The following is an 18,433-nucleotide window of genomic DNA, read 5'->3' as shown; positions in this document are numbered from 1 at the left end:
TTCATAAAGTTGAGGAAGGTTAAAACAAGCCGGATTTGCAGGTGGAATGCTCTTCATAAAACATAAAAAGAGTAAATTGGTTGAAATGATTTTCAAATAGTAAGAATCAAACCAACAAAGTTTTACAGGTTGAAAAGAACTCCTGCACAGAGGGAGTTGAAAGTGAGGAATAAATATAATCTTATAGACCAGTGTTTTTATGGGATTGATAAAAAAGGTTATAACATTCTCATAAATAAGGGGCTATGAAAAAATGCGCAGGGGCCACTGGGCGATGGGGAAGTTGTGGCTATCCGGCGACTAAATAATCCACAACTAAAAAATTTTATAACTCCCTGCAATAAAAAACGGCCTCCTCATTAGGGGCCGGTTCAATCACAGTTCAAGCAGGGACAGTGTACCTGTCCCTTTGTCCCAGGTTATCTTTTATATACAGGTCCTGCTTCTCTGATTTCCTTGCTTGCCTGATCAAATTTTTTGAAGTTCTCATGGAATTTCATCGCAAGGGAAGTAGCTGCTTCATAATACCCTTCTTCATCATCCCATGCATTTTTTGGAACAAGCACTTCGTCCGGTACACCTGGTACATGCATTGGAATTTCCAGGCCAAATACATCATCTGTGGTTGTTTCCACTGTATTGAGTTCGCCTTCCAATGCCGAGTGAACCATCGCACGGGTATAGGATAGCTTCATTCTTCTTCCAACGCCGTAGGAACCCCCGGTCCATCCAGTGTTTATCAGAAACACATTGGAATTGTAGGAATCAATTTTTTCCCCGAGCATCTTGGCATAAGTGGAAGGAGCAAGTGGCAGAAATGGTGCGCCGAAACAAGCTGAAAATGTAGCTTCCGGTTCGGTTACTCCGCGCTCTGTTCCGGCAAGCTTACTTGTATATCCGCTCAGAAAATGATACATTGCCTGCTCTTTTGTCAATTTGCTGATAGGCGGTAATGTTCCGGAAGCGTCAGCCGTTAAAAAGATAATGGTATTCGGATGCCCCGCTACACTTGGTGTCACGATGTTATCCATGTTTTCCAGCGGGTATGCAGCTCGTGTGTTTTCCGTTAAGGATGTATCATCATAATCCGGAAGCCTGCTGTCATCGTCGAGAACGACATTTTCCAGTACAGACCCGAAACGGATCGCATCAAAAATTTGCGGTTCTTTCTCCTGGGAAAGGTTGATGCATTTTGCGTAACAGCCGCCTTCTATATTAAAGACGCCATTCGGACTCCATCCATGTTCATCATCCCCGATCAGCCGGCGGTATGGATCAGCGGAAAGGGTGGTTTTTCCTGTCCCGGATAAGCCGAAAAATAAAGCGACATCCCCTTCTTGCCCCACATTGGCGGAGCAGTGCATGGACATAATATCCTGCTGCGGCAAGAGATAGTTCATCACGGAAAAAATGGATTTTTTTATTTCTCCGGCATATTCTGTGCCGCCGATCAATACCACACGTTTTTTAAAAGAAATAATAATAAATGTTTCCGAGTTTGTTCCATCCACTTCCGGATCTGCCTGAAAATGCGGAGCCGAGATTACGGTAAATTCGGATTGATGGTTTTTCAGTTCTTCATCAGCAGGTACAATAAACAGCTGGCGGGCAAATAAATTATGCCATGCAAATTCATTTATTACCTGAATAGGAAGGCGGTATTTTTCATCTGCACCGGCAAAGCCATTGAATTCATATATAGCATTTTTTTCACTTAAATAATCGATTACTTTATGGTACAGCTTATCAAAGGAAGCTTCATCAATAGGCTGGTTGACAGGTCCCCAATCGACCTTATTATCTGTTTCGCTGTCCTGTACAATAAATTTGTCATTGGGAGAACGGCCGGTATATTTGCCCGTCGTTGAACGGACCGCACCGGTCGCTGTTAAAATTCCTTCCTCCCGTTCTAAGATCTCTTCCACTAAACATGGAACAGACAAATTCCGCTTCAGGTTTTTATGTGCATGTAATTTTTCAATTTTCGTTTTCATTTGAGATACCTGCCTTTTTGATAAAATATGTATGTACCAATACTAGATTCTGAATCTGACTAATAGTATAACACATTTAGGTGAATAATCCATACTAATTATCATATTAATTTATTAAAAATAGGTGTCAAATTTTTTGCGAAATAAATTGGAAAAATTCTTGCCCGCAAGCTTGGATATTGGGCATTTTTCCGGTTGAAATTGCTTTCATTTTTATTTTACTCCTCTTCTGCTTTAAGCACAACCAGATTAGCTTGCCGGAAAGCGGAAAAAAGTTTTTTCTAAGTTTCATAGTCCAGAGCGCCTCCAACCTCTGGAAATCACGTTCCCGCTGTCATTTTTATTGACATTACACCTGACATTCGTTAATCTGATTTTGAGCGGATACTCTCTTATTCAGAGCCGGTGGAGGGACAGACCCGATGAAACCCAGCAACCATCACGGTGGTGAAATGGTGCTAACCTGATGCAAGGAAACTTCCTTGAGCAATAAGAGCGAAAGGCCAAAACCCCTTTCCTCATGAACGAAGGAAAGGCTTTTTTGTTTAGGGCAAAATTTTGATTTGGAGTTCAGCCGAAAATTTACTTCACGTGTTTTAAATTACCGGATCGTTCGTGATTTCGCTTTGCGGCTTAACCATTGCACACCAAATCATCTTTAGCATATATTAATGGAGTTCCGTAACAATTTATAAGGGGAGATAGCCACATGGCTGCAAATCGTCGTTTATTTACGTCAGAATCAGTAACAGAAGGACATCCGGACAAAATTGCCGATCAAATTTCGGATGCTATTCTTGATGAAATATTAAAAAAGGATCCCTATGCAAGGGTAGCCTGTGAAACAACAGTAACAACAGGACTAGTACTGGTTTCCGGAGAAATTTCAACGAATACATACGTAGATATACCAGCTATTGTCCGGCAGACCATTAAAGATATTGGGTATACACGTGCAAAATACGGATTTGATGCAGAAACCTGTGCCGTGTTAACGGCTATTGATGAACAATCGGTCGACATTGCCGGAGGGGTGGATACAGCACTGGAAGCTCGGAAAGGAAAAATGAGTGAAGAAGATATTGATTCGATCGGAGCAGGGGATCAGGGGATGATGTTTGGCTTTGCCTGTAACGAAACAGAGGAATTAATGCCCCTGCCTATCTCATTAGCGCATAAAATGTCCAAACGGCTTTCCGATGTCCGCAAAGATAAGACGCTTGGCTATCTGCGTCCGGACGGAAAAACCCAAGTAACTGTGGAATATGACGAAAATGATCGGCCGGCACGTGTGGACACCATTGTTATTTCCACCCAGCATCATCAGGATATTACAACGGAACAAATTGAAAAAGATATTATTGAACATGTGATTCAACCGGTAGTCCCCGAACAATTTTTGGATGAAGCCACCAAATACTTTATTAACCCGACTGGACGCTTTGTGATTGGCGGTCCTCAAGGGGATGCGGGACTCACCGGCCGAAAGATTATTGTAGACACTTATGGCGGCTATGCAAGACATGGCGGCGGCGCATTCAGTGGAAAAGATTCCACCAAGGTGGATCGGTCCGCAGCCTATGCAGCCCGTTATGTGGCAAAAAATATTGTGGCCGCAGAGCTTGCGAAAACCTGTGAAGTACAGCTTGCCTATGCGATTGGTGTTGCCGAACCTGTATCGATTGCCATCAACACGTTTGGGACCGGTGTGGTAAGCGAGGAAGCATTGGTAAAAGCAATTAGAAAATTATTTGACCTGCGTCCAGCCGGAATTATCCGGATGCTCGATCTGCAGAAGCCTATCTTTAAAAATACCGCTGCCTACGGACACTTTGGAAGGGCGGATATGAATTTTCCGTGGGAGAAAACAGATAAGGTTGAGGAATTAAAAGCACTTACCGAGAAATGAAAAACTCCCCGAAAGTTAGCGTAAAGAAATCTAACTTTCGGGGTGTTTTTGTCGCCAAGAATAGTGAGGAACTTAACAATATGCTTATTGCCGGTACTTGTATGGAACCCAGGAACATGGATTATTAGCAAAAAAACAATATGCTCTTTCCCTTTAACAATTGGGGATTGCCCGGTTTGTTTATTTTCTATGCTTGTCCAGCATCTCTCTCAAATATTCCTCCGACTTTCCAGCCGGAATACTGAGATTTTCCCAGCTTTCATTTTTAATCATTTTACCAATATAGACAATCTGCCCGACATGATACGAATAATGGGCAAGCTGCCTTTCTATTGCATCGATGACAGAATGCGCTTCCCCGCGGATCGTAATGGTTTCTAAAAGATTTTCTTCAACTAACGCATCGAGGGCATCAAACAGAACGTTCCATCCTTTATTCCACACGTCCGTAATATCTGTTTTCGATAATAATGTATCAATAAATTCCTTATCCCGGCTGCGATCCGGCTTTTCTCCGTCAGTTATTAAAAAGTCCGTCCACCTGGAAATCATATTCCCGCTCATATGTTTCACAATAATAGCTATATTATTTGAAGTATCATTTGCAGTCCAATGCAATTCCTCATCTGATAACTGCTCAATAGCTTTATCACCCAATTGTTTCACACTATTGAACCTGGCATGGATGACCTTTATATACTCTTTACCTATTGTCATAGAAAAATCCTCTCATATATAAATTATAAATTCGTATGGACCCGGTAATACTCGCATTTTTCCACATAGGCTTTAATGACCCTATCCATTTCCGTGTAATCCTTGTCTGTCAATTCACGTACGACTTTAGCCGGTCTGCCCATCGCCATGGTATGGGGAGGAATTTTTTTGCCCGGAGGCACAAGACTCCCTGCACCGACAAAGGCACTCTCTCCAACTTCGGCACCGTCCAGAATAATCGAACCCATCCCAATGAGGGAGTTTTTTCGGATGATGGAAGAATGCAGGGTAACCTGATGGCCAATCGCCACGTCGTCCTCCAGGATCAGCGGATTGTTCGGGCTTTGATGAAGCATTGAAAGATCCTGCACACTTACCCTTTTCCCAATGATTGTCGGAGCAACGTCCCCGCGAATAATTGTATTGAACCAGATATTGGATAGTTCATCTATTTTTACGTCTCCAATGATAGTTGCATTATGTGCTACAAATACAGACTCATGAATGTCCGGCTGATAGCCTTTGTATGAATGAATCATTTGCACCCTCCTGTGATATGATGTATATAAAGTATAGTATAGCAAAAAAAGAAAAAGTTCGGTTTTAGAAAGGAGGAAAGAAATTGGCCGCCCCAGTACCAAAAAATGCAGTGACACTCATGGCAGCAGTCTATCGAAAAATTTTACCTGCAGTCAGAAAAGAGCTCTCCTATTGGGAAAATCGTGCAAAAAAGATTCCGAATAAAGAACTGCGCACACAAGCACTTGCCAGTATCGCTTCCAAACGTTTTCATTGCCATGGCGGTTCCGTTTATGCGCTTCTTGCGGGGCAAAAGTGGAGACAAGCCCTCCGTTTTATTGTTGCCTATCAGACAATAAGTGATTATCTGGATAATTTATGTGACCGCAGCACCTCTTTGGATCCGGATGATTTCAGGCTGCTTCATCACGCCTTGCGGGACGCATTGACACCGGGCAATGAGCGGAAAAATTATTATGCATTGCGAAAAGACCAGGAGGATGCCGGCTATTTAAGTGATTTGGCTGCAACCTGTCAAAATATGCTGGCTGGCGTAGAAAACTACCCTTCTATTCGGGAGCATGTCTATAGGTTAGAGAGACTGTACGAAGACCTCCAAGTACATAAACATGTGAGGGAGGACGAACGAATACCCCGATTAACACGCTGGTTTGAAAAAGAAAGAAATCCGGAATTGGATTTAACCTGGTATGAATTTGCTGCAGCAGCCGGATCAACGCTGGGTATATTTTGTCTGGTGAGTTATGCCATGGGCGGGAATATGGAAAAGGAGCGCGCAGCTGCAGTACATGCGGCCTATTTTCCTTATATACAAGGGCTTCATATTTTACTTGATTATTATATTGACCAGGAAGAGGACAAAGCAGAAGGGGATTTGAATTTCTGTCATAATTATCCGAATCAGGAGCAGATGAAAGAACGGTTTCTTCATTTCATTAACCAGGCGAATAAACGGGTGCAGAACCTGCCTGACAGTTATTTTCACGAAATGGTCCATCAGGGGCTGGTCGGGCTGTATTTGGGAGATCGAAAGGTGAAAAGGCTGGATGCTTCCCGGGAAGTGAAAAAGATGTTACTGCAGCGGAGCGGGATCCCATCGAAGTTTTTTCATTGGAATACGAGGGCGTATTACTGGTTTGGAAAGCAAATCTAAAGTGCAGCCAATACAGATGGGCGGATTACCAAAGGTATGAGCATATTCTCAGGGGTATGGCGGTTTTCCAAAAATAAGAGCGGATCCCTGAATTTATGTGAATTCCCCAAAATATGAGCGAACTCCTTATTTACATGCCCCCTCTCATTAAAAACACCGGAAAGGCAATTCACTTCTGCCTTCCTGGTGTCATTTCTTCTGTACTGCCAAAATAAACGGCGGTTCATTCCTTTGATTAATAAATCCGTACTTCAGCACATTGAATTTTTTCTGATCCAGTGTAGTCACGTATTTTAAAAGGGCTTTCTTCTCTGCTTCTCCGCCTTCATGCCCGTGATACACAACGATGACTACCAGTTTGTGCTGTTTCAAATGATACAAAATGGAGCTGACTGCCGTAATGGTCGAATCGCTTTCCGTGATAATTTTTTTATCACTGCGGGGCAAATAGCCAAGATTGAATATCGCACCGCCGAGTCTTGCTTCTTCTTCCGGCTGCAAATAGTCTCCAATGTAGGCATGACTGTCATGGATAAGTGAGACATTTTTCAGCCGGTTTTCGACAAGCTTATCCTTTGTCGACTGGATCGCCTGTTCTTGTATATCAATTGCCAGTACATGGCCATCCTCGCCAACCAGTCTGCTCAAAAAGACGGTATCATGACCATTGCCGCATGTGGCATCAATAACTGTTTCCCCTTTTTCAACTGTTTCTTCCAATAAATAGTGGGCGTATTTCAAGATTCCTTTTAACATGGCAATCCCCTTCTTGGTGATATATGTCTATTTTAGCAGAAATGAACGTGAATTGCCTTGACAAAACGGCAGTACTTCAATAAAATTCAATATACATAATAAAACGACGCCGGGAAGGATTAGTAGTAATTATTTTCAGGTGAAGAGAGACAGTGGCCGGTGAAAACTGTTCCTGAAAAAATTATGAACTCGCCTTCTAAAGTTGCAGGGGTGAAGCCAAGTAGCTTCTGCCGTATGATTCGCGTTAAGAATTCAAGTGAACGCCGGTAATTGCAGAAACAATGCCAGCAGCGTTAATTTGGGTGGTACCGCGGGAATAACAAGCCTCTCGTCCCTTTCTTAAGGGATGAGTGGCTTTTTTTATGTTGATAAATCATGAAACCTGGCGACAAACCAAGTAAGGTTGTCTAGATTAAAGGAGGAAGCTGGATGAGTTTTCATCATCAGGAAATTGAAAAGAAATGGCAAAATTATTGGGAAGAAAAGAAAACATTTAAAACGGATACGTATTCTGAAAAAGAGAAGTTTTACGCGCTGGATATGTTCCCGTATCCATCCGGAGCAGGACTTCATGTCGGACATCCGCTTAGTTATACGGCAACAGATATTTTGTCGCGGATGAAGCGGATGCAGGGGTATGAAGTGCTTCACCCGATGGGCTGGGATTCATTCGGTCTGCCGGCAGAACAGTATGCCATTGATACAGGCAACAGCCCGAAAGATTTTACACTCAGCAATATCGCTACTTTTAAAAGGCAAATGAAGGAAATTGGGTTTTCCTATGATTGGGACAGAGAAATCAGCACCATGGATCCAAAATACTATAAATGGACCCAGTGGATTTTCAAAAAGCTGTACGAAAAAGGTCTGGCCTATGTGGATGAAGTAGCGGTCAACTGGTGCCCGGCACTAAATACCGTACTGGCCAACGAAGAAGTTATTGACGGCAAGAGTGAACGCGGCGGGCATCCCGTGTACCGAAAACCAATGAGACAGTGGGTTTTAAAAATTACTGCTTATGCAGACCGTCTGCTTGAAGATTTGGAAGAACTGGACTGGCCGGAAAACTTAAAAGATATGCAGCGCAATTGGATTGGGAAGTCGGAAGGGGCAGAAGTCAGATTTTCCATTGATGGTCATGATAAGCATTTTGATGTTTTCACCACACGTCCCGATACATTGTTTGGCGCAACTTATGCCGTATTTGCACCGGAACATCCATATGTAAAAGAAATTGTTACGGAAGCACAAAAATCGGCAGTGGAAGACTATTTGCATAAAGTAGAAACAAAATCCGATCTGGAGCGCACAGATCTGGCAAAAGATAAGACCGGTGTTTTCACAGGGGCTTACGCCATTAATCCGGTGAACAATGAAAAAATGCCAATCTGGATTGCTGATTATGTACTTATGTCTTATGGAACGGGAGCGATTATGGCGGTTCCCGGTCATGATGAGCGGGACTATGAATTCGCCACAAAATTTGAACTGCCGATTGTGGAGGTCGTTTCAGGCGGAGACCTTTCCGCGGAAGCCTATGTCGGTGACGGAGAGCATGTGAATTCCGAATTCCTGAATGGGTTGCATAATGAGGAAGCAATATCCAAAATGATCGACTGGCTTGAGAAAAATAACGTTGGGAAAAAGCAGATTACCTACCGTCTGCGTGACTGGTTGTTCTCCAGACAGCGCTACTGGGGAGAGCCGATTCCGATTATCCACTGGGAAGATGGCACGATGACGACAGTGCCGGACGAAGAACTGCCATTGGAGCTGCCGGAAATGGAAGAGATAAAACCATCCGGTACAGGGGAGTCCCCGCTTGCCAATAGTGACTGGGTAAATGTGATTGATCCGAAAACCGGAATGAAAGGACGCAGGGAAACCAATACCATGCCGCAATGGGCGGGAAGCTGCTGGTATTTCCTGCGCTATATTGACCCGGATAACCCGGATCAGCTTGCAGACCCGGAAGCATTAAAAAAATGGCTGCCTGTTGATATTTACATCGGCGGTGCCGAGCATGCAGTGCTTCATCTGCTTTATGCCCGCTTTTGGCATAAATTTTTATACGATATTGATGTGGTCCCAACAAAAGAGCCGTTCATGAAGCTTTTTAACCAGGGAATGATCCTTGGGGAAGGCAACGAGAAAATGAGTAAATCCAAAGGGAATGTTGTCAATCCGGATGATATCATTTCCTCCCACGGTGCAGATACACTGCGCTTATATGAAATGTTCATGGGACCGCTGGAAGCATCTGTAGCATGGTCCACCAATGGTCTTGACGGGGCAAGACGATTCCTTGACCGCGTGTGGCGCTTGTTTATTTCGGAGGAAGGTGCTTTATCAGGTAAGATTATCGAAGAAGAAAATAAAGCAATGGATAAAGTGTATAATGAAACGGTAAAAAAAGTAACCGAAGACTTTGAGACATTGCAATTTAACACAGCAATTTCCCAAATGATGGTGTTCGTAAATGAGGGGAATAAGCAGGAAAAGCTGCCGAAGGATTATATGGAAGGTTTCGTAAAACTTTTATCTCCTGTAGCCCCGCATTTGGCCGAAGAGCTTTGGGAAAAACTTGGTCATGAAGATACCATCACTTACGAACCATGGCCAGCCTATGATGAAACGAAATTGGTTGAGGACGAAATAGAAATTGCCGTTCAGATCATGGGCAAAGTCCGTGCAAAAATTCATGCAGCTAAAGATGCAACAAAAGAAGACCTGGAAGAACAGGCACTGGCCAACGAAAAAATTAAAGAGCAAATAGAAGGAAAAACGGTTCGCAAAGTTATTGTTGTACCAGGCAAACTTGTAAATATTGTAGCAAATTAATGAAACACCGGGACGGTTCTCCTGTTGCAATGCAATGGGAGAACCGCTCTAATTGTTGATAAATAGATAAATTTGCAGCCTGCTTTACATGTTATACTTTAAGTAGGGAGAAGGGTGCCTTCCTGAATCCACAATAAAGGTGTGATATTCTATGAAAAGACGTATCCTTGTTGCCTATGATGGATCGGAACAGAGTAAAGAAGCACTGCAGGAAGCAAAACTGCAGGCTGCCGGTGTTCCTGAAACAGAAGTTCATATTTTAGCGGTAGTTACGAAGGCTGGACCCAGTACGAATCATGGTGTAGCTCTTAGTATCCAGAAGTCCATTGCTGAAAAATTAGAGCCGGAAGTGGAAGAGATCAAGCAAGAATTCCAAGCAGACAACATTGCTGTAGAAACTCGTGTGTATATTGATGAAAAGCAGCGTAATGCCGGAAAGACGGTGTGCGAGTATGCCAAAGTAAATGATATAGATCTCATTATTGCCGGGAGCCGCGGACTTGGCAGCATGAGACAAATTCTTCTGGGAAGCGTCAGTAATCATATTGTACAATATTCCCATTGTCCGATTTTAATTATCAAATAAGGACAGATTTTGGGAGAAATTAAAGAAGAAAATTATACAGACACTTGTGATTATACAAAAATCCAAGTGTTTTTTTATATGTATTTTATAAAAATATTATGAGTTATTCAAGCATTACCTATGTTATGATAAAGGAGGAATATAGAAAATACCTATTTTATTTTTGTATCATTAAACAGTATATTACCTTGAAAGACAATCATTCAGCACACAGTCCTTTCATAGAGGAGCAGGAACGGTTTTATGAAATTATTGAGAATGACATATTGGGAGCAGCTTTGAATAATGCTTGATTGTGTGAAATAAACATTGGGGCTGACCCCTTTAAAAATCAATGGATATTCAAAATTATTCCGGGGGATTTATATGAGAAAATATATATTTACTGCTGTGTTACTGATGTTGGTTTTTCTATCAGCATGCACACCACCTTCTTCTGAAGGGGAGGAGATTAAACAGATTATTGAGAAAGAGCTGGGTATAAATCCTTATATCCCAGATGATGATCTAATTGGTGCTGTCATAATGAACTATTACCATGCTTTGGATAACAATAGTGATGCCGGTAAAGGGGATCCATTTCAAGTGGAAATCGAATATAAAGCCTCGACTGAAGAGAAGCTGGATGAGAAAATGAAGGAAGTCTGGGATGACCGTGATCCGTTGAGAGAAGTAGTTTATGGTGATTTGTACATGGATCCGAATGTATGCAAGGTAACCATTTTTAAAGACGGAGTGCCGGAAATTATGGCTGCTGAACTTATAGAACTAGAAGGTCACGAAGTTCAATATCAGTATATCGAACGGGATAGTGAAGCTGTAATTATGGCGATTGATTTTGAAGAATATGGTTATATGATCGAGTATTATTTGGAAGAGGGCAGAACGGAGGAAGATGCGCAAGTATTTGCTGAAGATATTATTCGCAATATTGATTAACTGGCTTTACTTTACTGATCGCTTACTTACACGTGCAGGGAATTATATGGAAATGGTGTTAGAATTTACAGTTGGCAAAATCCAAGGAGAACTTAAATTGGAACTATGAAAATCTGGGGCAACTAGTTTTCTGGGCTCATCCTTACTGAATTCTGCGGAGAATAAAAATCTGCGAGTGTTGGGTACTTCAAGGTACTTCAACGAGAATCAAAATATTATTACACTAGATGTCACAGATAAACATGCTTTAAAAAATGCAATCGATGGCTACAAACTGGATACAATCTTATGGACATTATTAAGCAGAGATTAAGAGGATGTACTTATTGATTTGGGGCTTACCCAGCTGTTATCAGCAATCAAACAAGAGACAAAAATGATATTTATCCACCGACACGTTTTTTCGATGAAAATGGGGAATGCAGAAGCTGATTATTCAAATTCCTCCCTGAGGAAGCGCCCCTGGCCAAATACGTGAATGCAAAAATCAGGGCAGAAGAGAAAATAGCAATTCATCATAAAACTCCGTCCTTGGATACACGAAAATCAAAGGCTAAATTGAAAGCCAGTTTTAGAAGCATTAATAGATGACAGAGTAATCGCAATTATGTTTTACATTATTTTACAGGAGGATAAAATGGATAGTTACACAATAAAAGAACTGCAAAATAAACAAGAAATACTTGAAGCTTTTTCCATTATGAAACAATTACGGACGCACCTTGATGAAGATACGTATCTGGAGTTAGTGGCTGAAGCACGGGAGATAGACAGTTATAAAATGTTTGCTCTGCTTGATCGGGTAGAAATAGCCGCAATAATTGGCTTTAAGCCGATGATCACCCTTTATTATGGAAGGTTCGTCTGGGTTTGTGACCTAGTTACAGATAAAAATAAACGCTCTAAAGGATATGGGGAACAGCTGCTTTCCTTTGTTCATATATGGGCAAAAGAGCATGATTATGAAAGTGTTGCACTTTCTTCAGGTCTGAAGCGAGAAGCTGCCCATCGTTTTTATGAAGAAAAAATGGGTTACGATAAAGTGAGCTACGTATTTAAACATATGTTTAAATAATGGAGGAAATATAGATGACGGATATTCATGAGCAAAACACATGGCCGGTTTGGGCTAATGAGAAAATAGACATAGTTAAACCAGATCCTAATTGGATAAAAAAAGGGGAACAGGAAAAAGATTTACTTCTTCATCTTCTATCGGGTTTAGGTATAACAGAAGTTCAACATTATGGAAGTACGTCTATTCCAAATCTGCCGGCAAAACCAATTATTGATTTAATGGCCAAAATTGATTCGTTCGAAAACATTAAAGAAGTAGATTCATTGTTATCTAATCACAGCTGGCACTATGTGCATCCAGAATTAGACGGTCGGCATTGGCAAAGGTTTTTTGTGAAAGTAATGAATGACAAACGAGTTGTGCACCTGCATATTATGCTTGAAGGCGAAGAAAGGTGGAATAAGCAACTATTGTTTCGTGACCTGTTGAGAAATAATACGGATTTTGTTTATGAATACGCTAATTTAAAAGAAAATTTAGCGATAAAATACGCTGATGACCGTGAAAAGTACACGAAAGCAAAAACAGAATTTATTAATTATGTTCTTCATTCCCATAGTTAAACAATATTTCAATGTATAACCAGATTTTTTAAAGCAATGGGGGTACTGGGAAAACAAGGGTGCATCTATACATGATATTGAAAGGAGAAACTTCGTGGAAATAAACCGTCTATCTAAAAACTTTAAAGTCTTCGCTGAAAATGAATGCAAAGGTTCAAGCGAATTATATGAATTTCTTTCTCTAAAGATTGCAGGGGACAATGAAATTCTGGAATTAGCATCGTACGCAAAGAAAGGTCAACCCATCCCAAATCTGTTGTTTGGAGCTGTACATTATCTGTTGTTAAAAGGAGAGATCCATAACGTAAGAGAATTTTACCCAAGTATCACTAAGAAACCGAGAGATGCAGCAGATTCATATGGATATTTCAAAGATTTTTGCAAGCAATATGCGGATAAAATAATCCCAATCCTGGAAAATAAATTAGTACAGACAAATGAAGTAAGACGGTGTGCTTATCTTTCTCCAACTTTTACTCATATTTATGATATGGTAAAGAAGCCGCTCGCGTTGATTGAACTTGGAGCAAGTGCTGGTTTACAGCTCTTATGGGATAAATATAAGTACTCATATGGTACAAACCTAACATATGGAAAAATGGATTCAAAAGTACATATAATCTCTGAAATTAGAAGTGAAAATTATCCGGTATTGCCAGGTGCCATTCCGCCTGTAGCCTCTCGCATTGGGGTCGATCTTCATACAATTGACATAATGAAAGAGGAAGATCGTCTTTGGTTGAACGCACTGATTTGGCCGGAACATAATGAAAGAAGAGATTTATTTAACAAAGCAGCAGAAAGTATAAAGGAAAATCCGGTAACGTTAATTGATGGGAACGGGGTTGAATTGCTTCCCGATCTGATAGAAGAGATATCAAGAGACTATGCTATTTGTGTGTTCCATACCCACGTAGCCAATCAAATGCCTGCTGACGTGAAGGAAAGACTGCTTGCTCAAGTGAAGCTAATAGGTTCCGACAGAGATATTTTTCACCTTTATAACAATGTATATGATAGAGATCTGCACCTTGATTATTATATTGATGGGAAGGCGTATGAGAAAAAAATTGGCGAGACTGATGGACATGGCAGGTGGTTTTCCTGGGAATTGTGAGCTCATGCAGATTCTGATGTATGCACTCCCATCGCTTTTTAAAAATCGGGAGGGGAGGTATGCATAGTGCTGGCGGTCATTGGTGTGGTTGCGCTCATTACCCTGTTTTCAATTGAAAGCAAGCTCAGGCAGGGAAACAAGCAAAGTGAAGAAATCATTGGTTTGTTAAAAGAAATAATTGAAAAGAATTGAATATGATATTATTTTATTGTAGGAGGAGGAAACCAATTGAAAAACATTGCAGACATAACAGCGTGCCCAAAATGCGGAAGCAGAGAATTGGGGAAGGGAAAACATAGTGGATATTCAGCAATGCACCCCGTAAATAAGATGATTATTGGAACAACGATTGAATATGTCATTTGCACGGAATGCGGCTACATTATAGAAGGTTATGTGAAAAAACCCGGGAAATTTAAAGGGACATTATATTAAAACCCAGCCATAAAATTAACAAGCCTAAAGATAAAAGGTGCTCAAATATAAATTAAGAGCACCTGAAGCGTTTACGATAACTGTCTCGATTAATTTCCAGTCTCTCCCATATTCACAAATGGCCGATGATAATCCAGTTCCCCTTTTACGCGTGTAATATTTAGATCCTCTCCCCGAAGCCATTTATTAAAGTCTAAAATCACCGGTTTCCTGTCGGGACCGATTACAAACCATGCCTTCAGCTCTGTCGGAAAATATACAGAAGTATGAATGGTTCCTGCAGATGCATCGTACTTTTTGGAAAAAACACCATGTTCCTGGCTGTTCATTACTTTATATGCCTCATAAGGATTTGTGGTATGCTGCTGCTCTTTCAGTATCGTTTGCTCACGTTCCCGTGTCTCTTCCTGTCTATAGCGATTTTCTTCATCCAGCAAATGGAAATGATTTGTACATACACTCGACTTACGGACTGCAACCTGGCGCGGGGAAGCTTCGGCAACATAGGATTCTCCCGATGGGTCCAGAAGCACATAGCTGAATGAATGACGGTGAGGAATTTCTTCTAGTAATAAAATAGCCTCATCCACATTCGCACATGTTTCCAAAATCAAACGGCCGATCATATTGCACAGAAACCCGTCTTCGGACTTTTTGCTGTGCGTGAAATTATAGCCCATGGCCAGCCCTTTTTCATTCATACCGTCTACCCGGCCGGTAATTTGCATAGAAGGTCCGAGCACGGAATACCCCTTATCGGTTGGTTCATAAAGTATATACCTGCCCTCGTATCCTCGCGGATGACTGTCGTAATTTCTAACCATGAAATTGGACTCCGCAAAAATGGAACAGCCGCTCCGGGTAAATTCCAGATAATAACCGCCAAACAAGCGTAACGCCTTTTCCGTGTCCAGCTTCAGTGCGTCGGCCAGACCATGAATTTCTTCTAAAATGGCGGGTGCAATTTTTGCCATGATATTTTTATATGCTGCCGAATCAACCAAAAAATGTCTATCTTTCTTTGATTCCCATTGCTTTTCGCGGTTCGGCAAAATAGGGGAGTTTCTGAGCAGTTCCCCCTGGAAATAGCCGAAGTCATAGTGGGTTCCTCTATATTGAATAACATCGCTGAAATACTGTTTCATCACTTTTCTACCTCGTTTCGCTATTTTCAGTGTACGATAAGCGACGTATAAAGCAAAAATTTTATGCTTCGGTGATTTTACCTTTCTAAGAGGACTGACTTTAAAAAAATTAAAATAATTGAACCTTTTGATCCGTTCTGTTGTATAAACTGGTAAAAGGATAATGAGGAGCGAGGGGGTCTTATGGCTACAGGCTTTATAATTAGTACTTTTGCAGTGGCAATCCTGGATCGGTATTTGTTTAATTCATTGGTACAATGAATTAAAAAGTTGTCAGGGACAACACAACAAGGGTGAGATTGATTTTAGTAAATCAGATATTTATTTCCTATGGACGAGATGGGATTGTATAGCGAAACTGGCTGCAGTTTATACATTTTTGTGGATAATAGGCTTTGCGGTATACCTGCTTTGTGGAGATACTATCGATAGTAAGAAAAAGTCGCTGCAGCCACATATTACTCCTTAAATATAGATTGTACATAACTGTTTAAAAAACCCCGCCATACCGCGGGGTTTGTCCAGTATATTCTCTCAGTTAGTACTGGATAGTCCAATGTTTCAATTGTTTCTTTCAATTTATCTTTGCTGATTGATCCGCGTTGTAGTTTTTTTACTTTACTGGAGCTTTGCTTTTTCAATCTCGGCTATTTTTCCCATCTTGCTTTCAATTTTTTTAAACATGGTGGACATGTTAAGGGGTCAATTGAAATTTAGTTATCATGTAGAATCTCTCCTTTGTTTTCTTAAACTTTTATTATAGAGAGAGATTTTTTATTTAAATCCTTGAATCAGATTTCTTTCTCACATAATAATAACTCCCCTGTTTTTTAGGGAAGTTTATTGAGTAATGAAGCTGAGTATGAAAATTATATTTGTTCCGACTTATGGAGAATGGTTCACATTTCCGTCTTTATGCGGGTACCCACTCTGTCTGTAAAATAATCCACTCCCCCTTTTCGTAATACCAGAGTGTCTCCACTGTGCCAAGCTGATCTGCATGGTAGGCACCGCTGATCTGCTGATAGCTTTTCAGGCCGTATCCTTTACTTTTGCTGATTAGGAGTGGTTCGTAAAAAGCAATAGGATCGATCATCACAGAGGTTGGCACCAACAATATCCCTTCTTCATCATATATACCATGCCTGATATATTCATCCTTCCGAGCGGAAACATCTATTTCAATTGGTTTATGACTTGGGGACAATCTGAATATAACAGTGAAATTATCATCAAAAGCACCTTCGAGATACTCCTGTTCAGGCAGGTCAATATCATTTAATTCACTATTTCTTAAAGTGGATAATTGATAATGATGTATCCCTCCACTGCCCCCTGTCGCACTTTGATAAAAAATATCCTTAACCCCGTCACCGTTTAAATCTACAAGCTGAAGGGCTGGTTCATACCCGCCTTCATAGGAAATACTCCAGCTTTCATCAAGATCATTTGAGATTTCCGCCCATACGTCTCGGAAGTAGCGGCTTTCAGCTGAGAAAGGAACGCCCTTTAATATAATTTGTTCATCCTGACCATCACCTGTAACATCTGCTTCAAATGATTCAAGCTCTGCTGTTTCTGGTATTTCCTGAGCCATTACGAATAGGCTTGGCTGCAGTATTATAGAAAATAATACCATCGTGATTAAAAATCTCATCCATATTCTCTCCTGTTTTTCATGGTGGTTCTAGTTTGTATCAGATAGTTGCATGTTATGCGGTTGGAAAGTATGATAATATTGAAAAAAAGTTTGGAGGATGAGTGACATGGAAGTAAATGAAATCACACCAAACCAAGTGGAAGAACAAATGGAGAAAGACGATAATATGGTTATTATAGATGTTCGTGAAGATGAGGAAGTAGCACAGGGAATGATCGAAGGAGCCAAGCACATTGCTTTGCAGCATATTCCTTATTCCATTCAAGATTTGGACAAGGATAAACATTATGTGCTGGTTTGCCGTTCCGGAGGCAGAAGCAGTACAGCAGCAGAGTATATGAATGAACACGGCTTTAAAGTTTCCAACATGGTTGGAGGAATGCTGGAGTGGGAAGGAGAAGTGGTTCTTTAAGCATGTATTTATGACTTGTAAGAAAAATGAACTTTTTAAATAATAAAATGCAGCAGGCAGCATCCAAAAAGTTAGCTTTTTCTATCTAACTAATTGGGGGCGGGCCTGTTGGGAAGTAATATGAATTGCCTGCTTATTTTATATCTATTGTATTACTGTCGCAGTAAATAGTTTTTTTGAGAAAAATAGCACATAATTGTGTTGGAAACTGAATTGACTTTTCCCTAAAATGATTGTATTATAATCCATGCTGTTCTGTTGCAGTAATAAAAGCAGGAACAGTAAATTTCCATCATTCATCCAAAAAAACCAACAATATTATTGACTTTTTTGCTGAATGATGGTATATTGTTTATCCCGCAACATAAGGTATTAAATTTATGCGGGAAGTATTGTGGGATAAATGAATAACCTTTTGGAAAATTTAAGTGTTGACCTGAAATTGTAATTATGATATTATATAAAAGTTGTCGTTTAAAGTAAGTTTTTGAACAAAAAGGTTGACGCGGAATTCTCAAGATGATATAATATAATCTTGTCGCAAAACAAGCGACAATGATAAATTTGCTCTTTGAAAACTGAACAAAA

At 40.7% G+C, this 18,433-nt stretch carries 19 protein-coding genes, 1 pseudogene, 1 riboswitch and 1 other annotated feature; of the genes and pseudogenes, 12 read left to right on the top strand and 8 right to left on the bottom strand.

The features are described from left to right. Window positions 1–419 precede the first annotated feature (419 nt). Window positions 420–1,994, bottom strand: coding sequence for a phosphoenolpyruvate carboxykinase (ATP) (pckA, locus tag GHD25_RS10120; RefSeq protein WP_164216446.1), 1,575 nt, complete (start codon window positions 1,992–1,994; stop codon window positions 420–422). 127 nt (window positions 1,995–2,121) lie between these two features. Beyond that, window positions 2,122–2,286, bottom strand: a complete 165-nt coding sequence (locus GHD25_RS10115; protein WP_164216444.1) for a hypothetical protein — start codon at window positions 2,284–2,286, stop codon at window positions 2,122–2,124. A 97-nt stretch (window positions 2,287–2,383) separates the two neighbouring features. Beyond that, window positions 2,384–2,490: riboswitch (SAM riboswitch) on the top strand. Between the two features lie 213 nt (window positions 2,491–2,703). On the opposite strand from GHD25_RS10115, the gene metK reads away from it, so the two are divergent. Beyond that, the gene (gene metK / locus GHD25_RS10110; protein WP_164216442.1) at window positions 2,704–3,903 is read left to right on the top strand and encodes a methionine adenosyltransferase; all 1,200 of its coding nucleotides are present in this window, start codon (window positions 2,704–2,706) and stop codon (window positions 3,901–3,903) included. Between the two features lie 180 nt (window positions 3,904–4,083). On the opposite strand, the gene GHD25_RS10105 is transcribed toward metK, so the two are convergent. Both GHD25_RS10105 and GHD25_RS10100 read right to left on the bottom strand, forming a co-directional pair. Further along, window positions 4,084–4,620 (bottom strand): DUF1572 family protein, encoded by a 537-nt coding sequence (locus GHD25_RS10105; protein ID WP_164216440.1) that lies wholly within the window; start codon window positions 4,618–4,620, stop codon window positions 4,084–4,086. A gap of 23 nt (window positions 4,621–4,643) precedes the next feature. Next, window positions 4,644–5,159, bottom strand: a complete 516-nt coding sequence (locus GHD25_RS10100; RefSeq protein ID WP_164216438.1) for a gamma carbonic anhydrase — start codon at window positions 5,157–5,159, stop codon at window positions 4,644–4,646. 83 nt (window positions 5,160–5,242) lie between these two features. Between GHD25_RS10100 and GHD25_RS10095 the strand changes: the two genes are divergently transcribed. Then, window positions 5,243–6,313, top strand: coding sequence for a tetraprenyl-beta-curcumene synthase family protein (locus tag GHD25_RS10095; RefSeq protein ID WP_240452298.1), 1,071 nt, complete (start codon window positions 5,243–5,245; stop codon window positions 6,311–6,313). Window positions 6,314–6,502: 189 nt separating this feature from the next. Here GHD25_RS10095 and mnmM read toward each other — a convergent pair whose 3' ends face one another. After that, window positions 6,503–7,069, bottom strand: coding sequence for a tRNA 5-(aminomethyl)-2-thiouridylate-methyltransferase MnmM (gene mnmM / locus GHD25_RS10090; protein ID WP_164216436.1), 567 nt, complete (start codon window positions 7,067–7,069; stop codon window positions 6,503–6,505). Between the two features lie 100 nt (window positions 7,070–7,169). Next, window positions 7,170–7,408, top strand: a binding site (T-box leader). A gap of 90 nt (window positions 7,409–7,498) precedes the next feature. Here mnmM and leuS point away from each other — a divergent pair. The 9 genes and pseudogenes from leuS to GHD25_RS10050 all read left to right on the top strand — a co-directional run bounded on the left by leuS (window position 7,499) and on the right by GHD25_RS10050 (window position 14,628). Beyond that, the gene (gene leuS, locus GHD25_RS10085; protein ID WP_164216434.1) at window positions 7,499–9,910 is read left to right on the top strand and encodes a leucine--tRNA ligase; all 2,412 of its coding nucleotides are present in this window, start codon (window positions 7,499–7,501) and stop codon (window positions 9,908–9,910) included. 151 nt (window positions 9,911–10,061) lie between these two features. Further along, complete coding sequence (locus tag GHD25_RS10080; protein WP_164216432.1) at window positions 10,062–10,496, top strand: universal stress protein; 435 nt, start codon at window positions 10,062–10,064, stop codon at window positions 10,494–10,496. Between the two features lie 366 nt (window positions 10,497–10,862). Beyond that, window positions 10,863–11,435, top strand: coding sequence for a hypothetical protein (locus GHD25_RS10075; protein WP_164216430.1), 573 nt, complete (start codon window positions 10,863–10,865; stop codon window positions 11,433–11,435). Window positions 11,436–11,562: 127 nt separating this feature from the next. Continuing rightward, window positions 11,563–11,748: pseudogene (locus tag GHD25_RS20405) on the top strand (hypothetical protein); the annotation flags it as partial. Between the two features lie 324 nt (window positions 11,749–12,072). Continuing rightward, window positions 12,073–12,510, top strand: a complete 438-nt coding sequence (locus GHD25_RS10065) for a GNAT family N-acetyltransferase (RefSeq protein WP_164216428.1) — start codon at window positions 12,073–12,075, stop codon at window positions 12,508–12,510. 14 nt (window positions 12,511–12,524) lie between these two features. Beyond that, entirely contained in the window at window positions 12,525–13,076 is a 552-nt protein-coding gene (locus tag GHD25_RS10060) for a GrpB family protein (protein WP_164216426.1), read from the top strand. 94 nt (window positions 13,077–13,170) lie between these two features. After that, complete coding sequence (locus GHD25_RS10055; RefSeq protein ID WP_164216424.1) at window positions 13,171–14,193, top strand: DUF2332 domain-containing protein; 1,023 nt, start codon at window positions 13,171–13,173, stop codon at window positions 14,191–14,193. 66 nt (window positions 14,194–14,259) lie between these two features. Continuing rightward, window positions 14,260–14,385, top strand: coding sequence for a hypothetical protein (locus GHD25_RS20165; protein WP_276207820.1), 126 nt, complete (start codon window positions 14,260–14,262; stop codon window positions 14,383–14,385). A 36-nt stretch (window positions 14,386–14,421) separates the two neighbouring features. Continuing rightward, a complete protein-coding gene (locus tag GHD25_RS10050) occupies window positions 14,422–14,628 on the top strand; it encodes a transcription initiation factor TFIIIB (protein ID WP_240452297.1) in 207 nt (68 codons plus the stop codon). Window positions 14,629–14,717: 89 nt separating this feature from the next. On the opposite strand, the gene GHD25_RS10045 is transcribed toward GHD25_RS10050, so the two are convergent. Together GHD25_RS10045 and GHD25_RS10040 are read right to left on the bottom strand one after the other, a co-directional pair. Further along, window positions 14,718–15,773, bottom strand: a complete 1,056-nt coding sequence (locus tag GHD25_RS10045) for a C45 family autoproteolytic acyltransferase/hydolase (protein WP_164216655.1) — start codon at window positions 15,771–15,773, stop codon at window positions 14,718–14,720. A gap of 913 nt (window positions 15,774–16,686) precedes the next feature. Continuing rightward, entirely contained in the window at window positions 16,687–17,430 is a 744-nt protein-coding gene (locus tag GHD25_RS10040; RefSeq protein ID WP_164216423.1) for a hypothetical protein, read from the bottom strand. Window positions 17,431–17,539: 109 nt separating this feature from the next. On the opposite strand from GHD25_RS10040, the gene GHD25_RS10035 reads away from it, so the two are divergent. Continuing rightward, complete coding sequence (locus tag GHD25_RS10035) at window positions 17,540–17,845, top strand: rhodanese-like domain-containing protein (protein WP_164216421.1); 306 nt, start codon at window positions 17,540–17,542, stop codon at window positions 17,843–17,845. A 296-nt stretch (window positions 17,846–18,141) separates the two neighbouring features. Here the strand turns inward: GHD25_RS10035 and GHD25_RS19810 are convergent. Continuing rightward, on the bottom strand, window positions 18,142–18,433 hold a 292-nt coding region (locus GHD25_RS19810), incomplete at its 5' end, for a hypothetical protein (protein WP_205601350.1).

It is taken from the genome of Virgibacillus aidingensis, assembly GCF_010994035.1.
GTDB lineage: Bacteria > Bacillota > Bacilli > Bacillales > Amphibacillaceae > Virgibacillus_N.
This window is presented reverse-complemented; position numbering and strand designations above follow the sequence as displayed.

What these genes read in the sequence shown, in the direction of transcription:
- pckA (WP_164216446.1), bottom strand. Translation starts at nt 1,994, where the DNA reads ATGAAAACGAAAATTGAAAAATTACATGCACATAAAAACCTGAAGCGG.
- GHD25_RS10115 (WP_164216444.1), bottom strand. Translation starts at nt 2,286, where the DNA reads ATGAAACTTAGAAAAAACTTTTTTCCGCTTTCCGGCAAGCTAATCTGG.
- metK (WP_164216442.1), top strand. Translation starts at nt 2,704, where the DNA reads ATGGCTGCAAATCGTCGTTTATTTACGTCAGAATCAGTAACAGAAGGA.
- GHD25_RS10105 (WP_164216440.1), bottom strand. Translation starts at nt 4,620, where the DNA reads ATGACAATAGGTAAAGAGTATATAAAGGTCATCCATGCCAGGTTCAAT.
- GHD25_RS10100 (WP_164216438.1), bottom strand. Translation starts at nt 5,159, where the DNA reads ATGATTCATTCATACAAAGGCTATCAGCCGGACATTCATGAGTCTGTA.
- mnmM (WP_164216436.1), bottom strand. Translation starts at nt 7,069, where the DNA reads ATGTTAAAAGGAATCTTGAAATACGCCCACTATTTATTGGAAGAAACA.
- leuS (WP_164216434.1), top strand. Translation starts at nt 7,499, where the DNA reads ATGAGTTTTCATCATCAGGAAATTGAAAAGAAATGGCAAAATTATTGG.
- GHD25_RS10080 (WP_164216432.1), top strand. Translation starts at nt 10,062, where the DNA reads ATGAAAAGACGTATCCTTGTTGCCTATGATGGATCGGAACAGAGTAAA.
- GHD25_RS10075 (WP_164216430.1), top strand. Translation starts at nt 10,863, where the DNA reads ATGAGAAAATATATATTTACTGCTGTGTTACTGATGTTGGTTTTTCTA.
- GHD25_RS10065 (WP_164216428.1), top strand. Translation starts at nt 12,073, where the DNA reads ATGGATAGTTACACAATAAAAGAACTGCAAAATAAACAAGAAATACTT.
- GHD25_RS10060 (WP_164216426.1), top strand. Translation starts at nt 12,525, where the DNA reads ATGACGGATATTCATGAGCAAAACACATGGCCGGTTTGGGCTAATGAG.
- GHD25_RS10045 (WP_164216655.1), bottom strand. Translation starts at nt 15,773, where the DNA reads ATGAAACAGTATTTCAGCGATGTTATTCAATATAGAGGAACCCACTAT.
- GHD25_RS10040 (WP_164216423.1), bottom strand. Translation starts at nt 17,430, where the DNA reads ATGAGATTTTTAATCACGATGGTATTATTTTCTATAATACTGCAGCCA.
- GHD25_RS10035 (WP_164216421.1), top strand. Translation starts at nt 17,540, where the DNA reads ATGGAAGTAAATGAAATCACACCAAACCAAGTGGAAGAACAAATGGAG.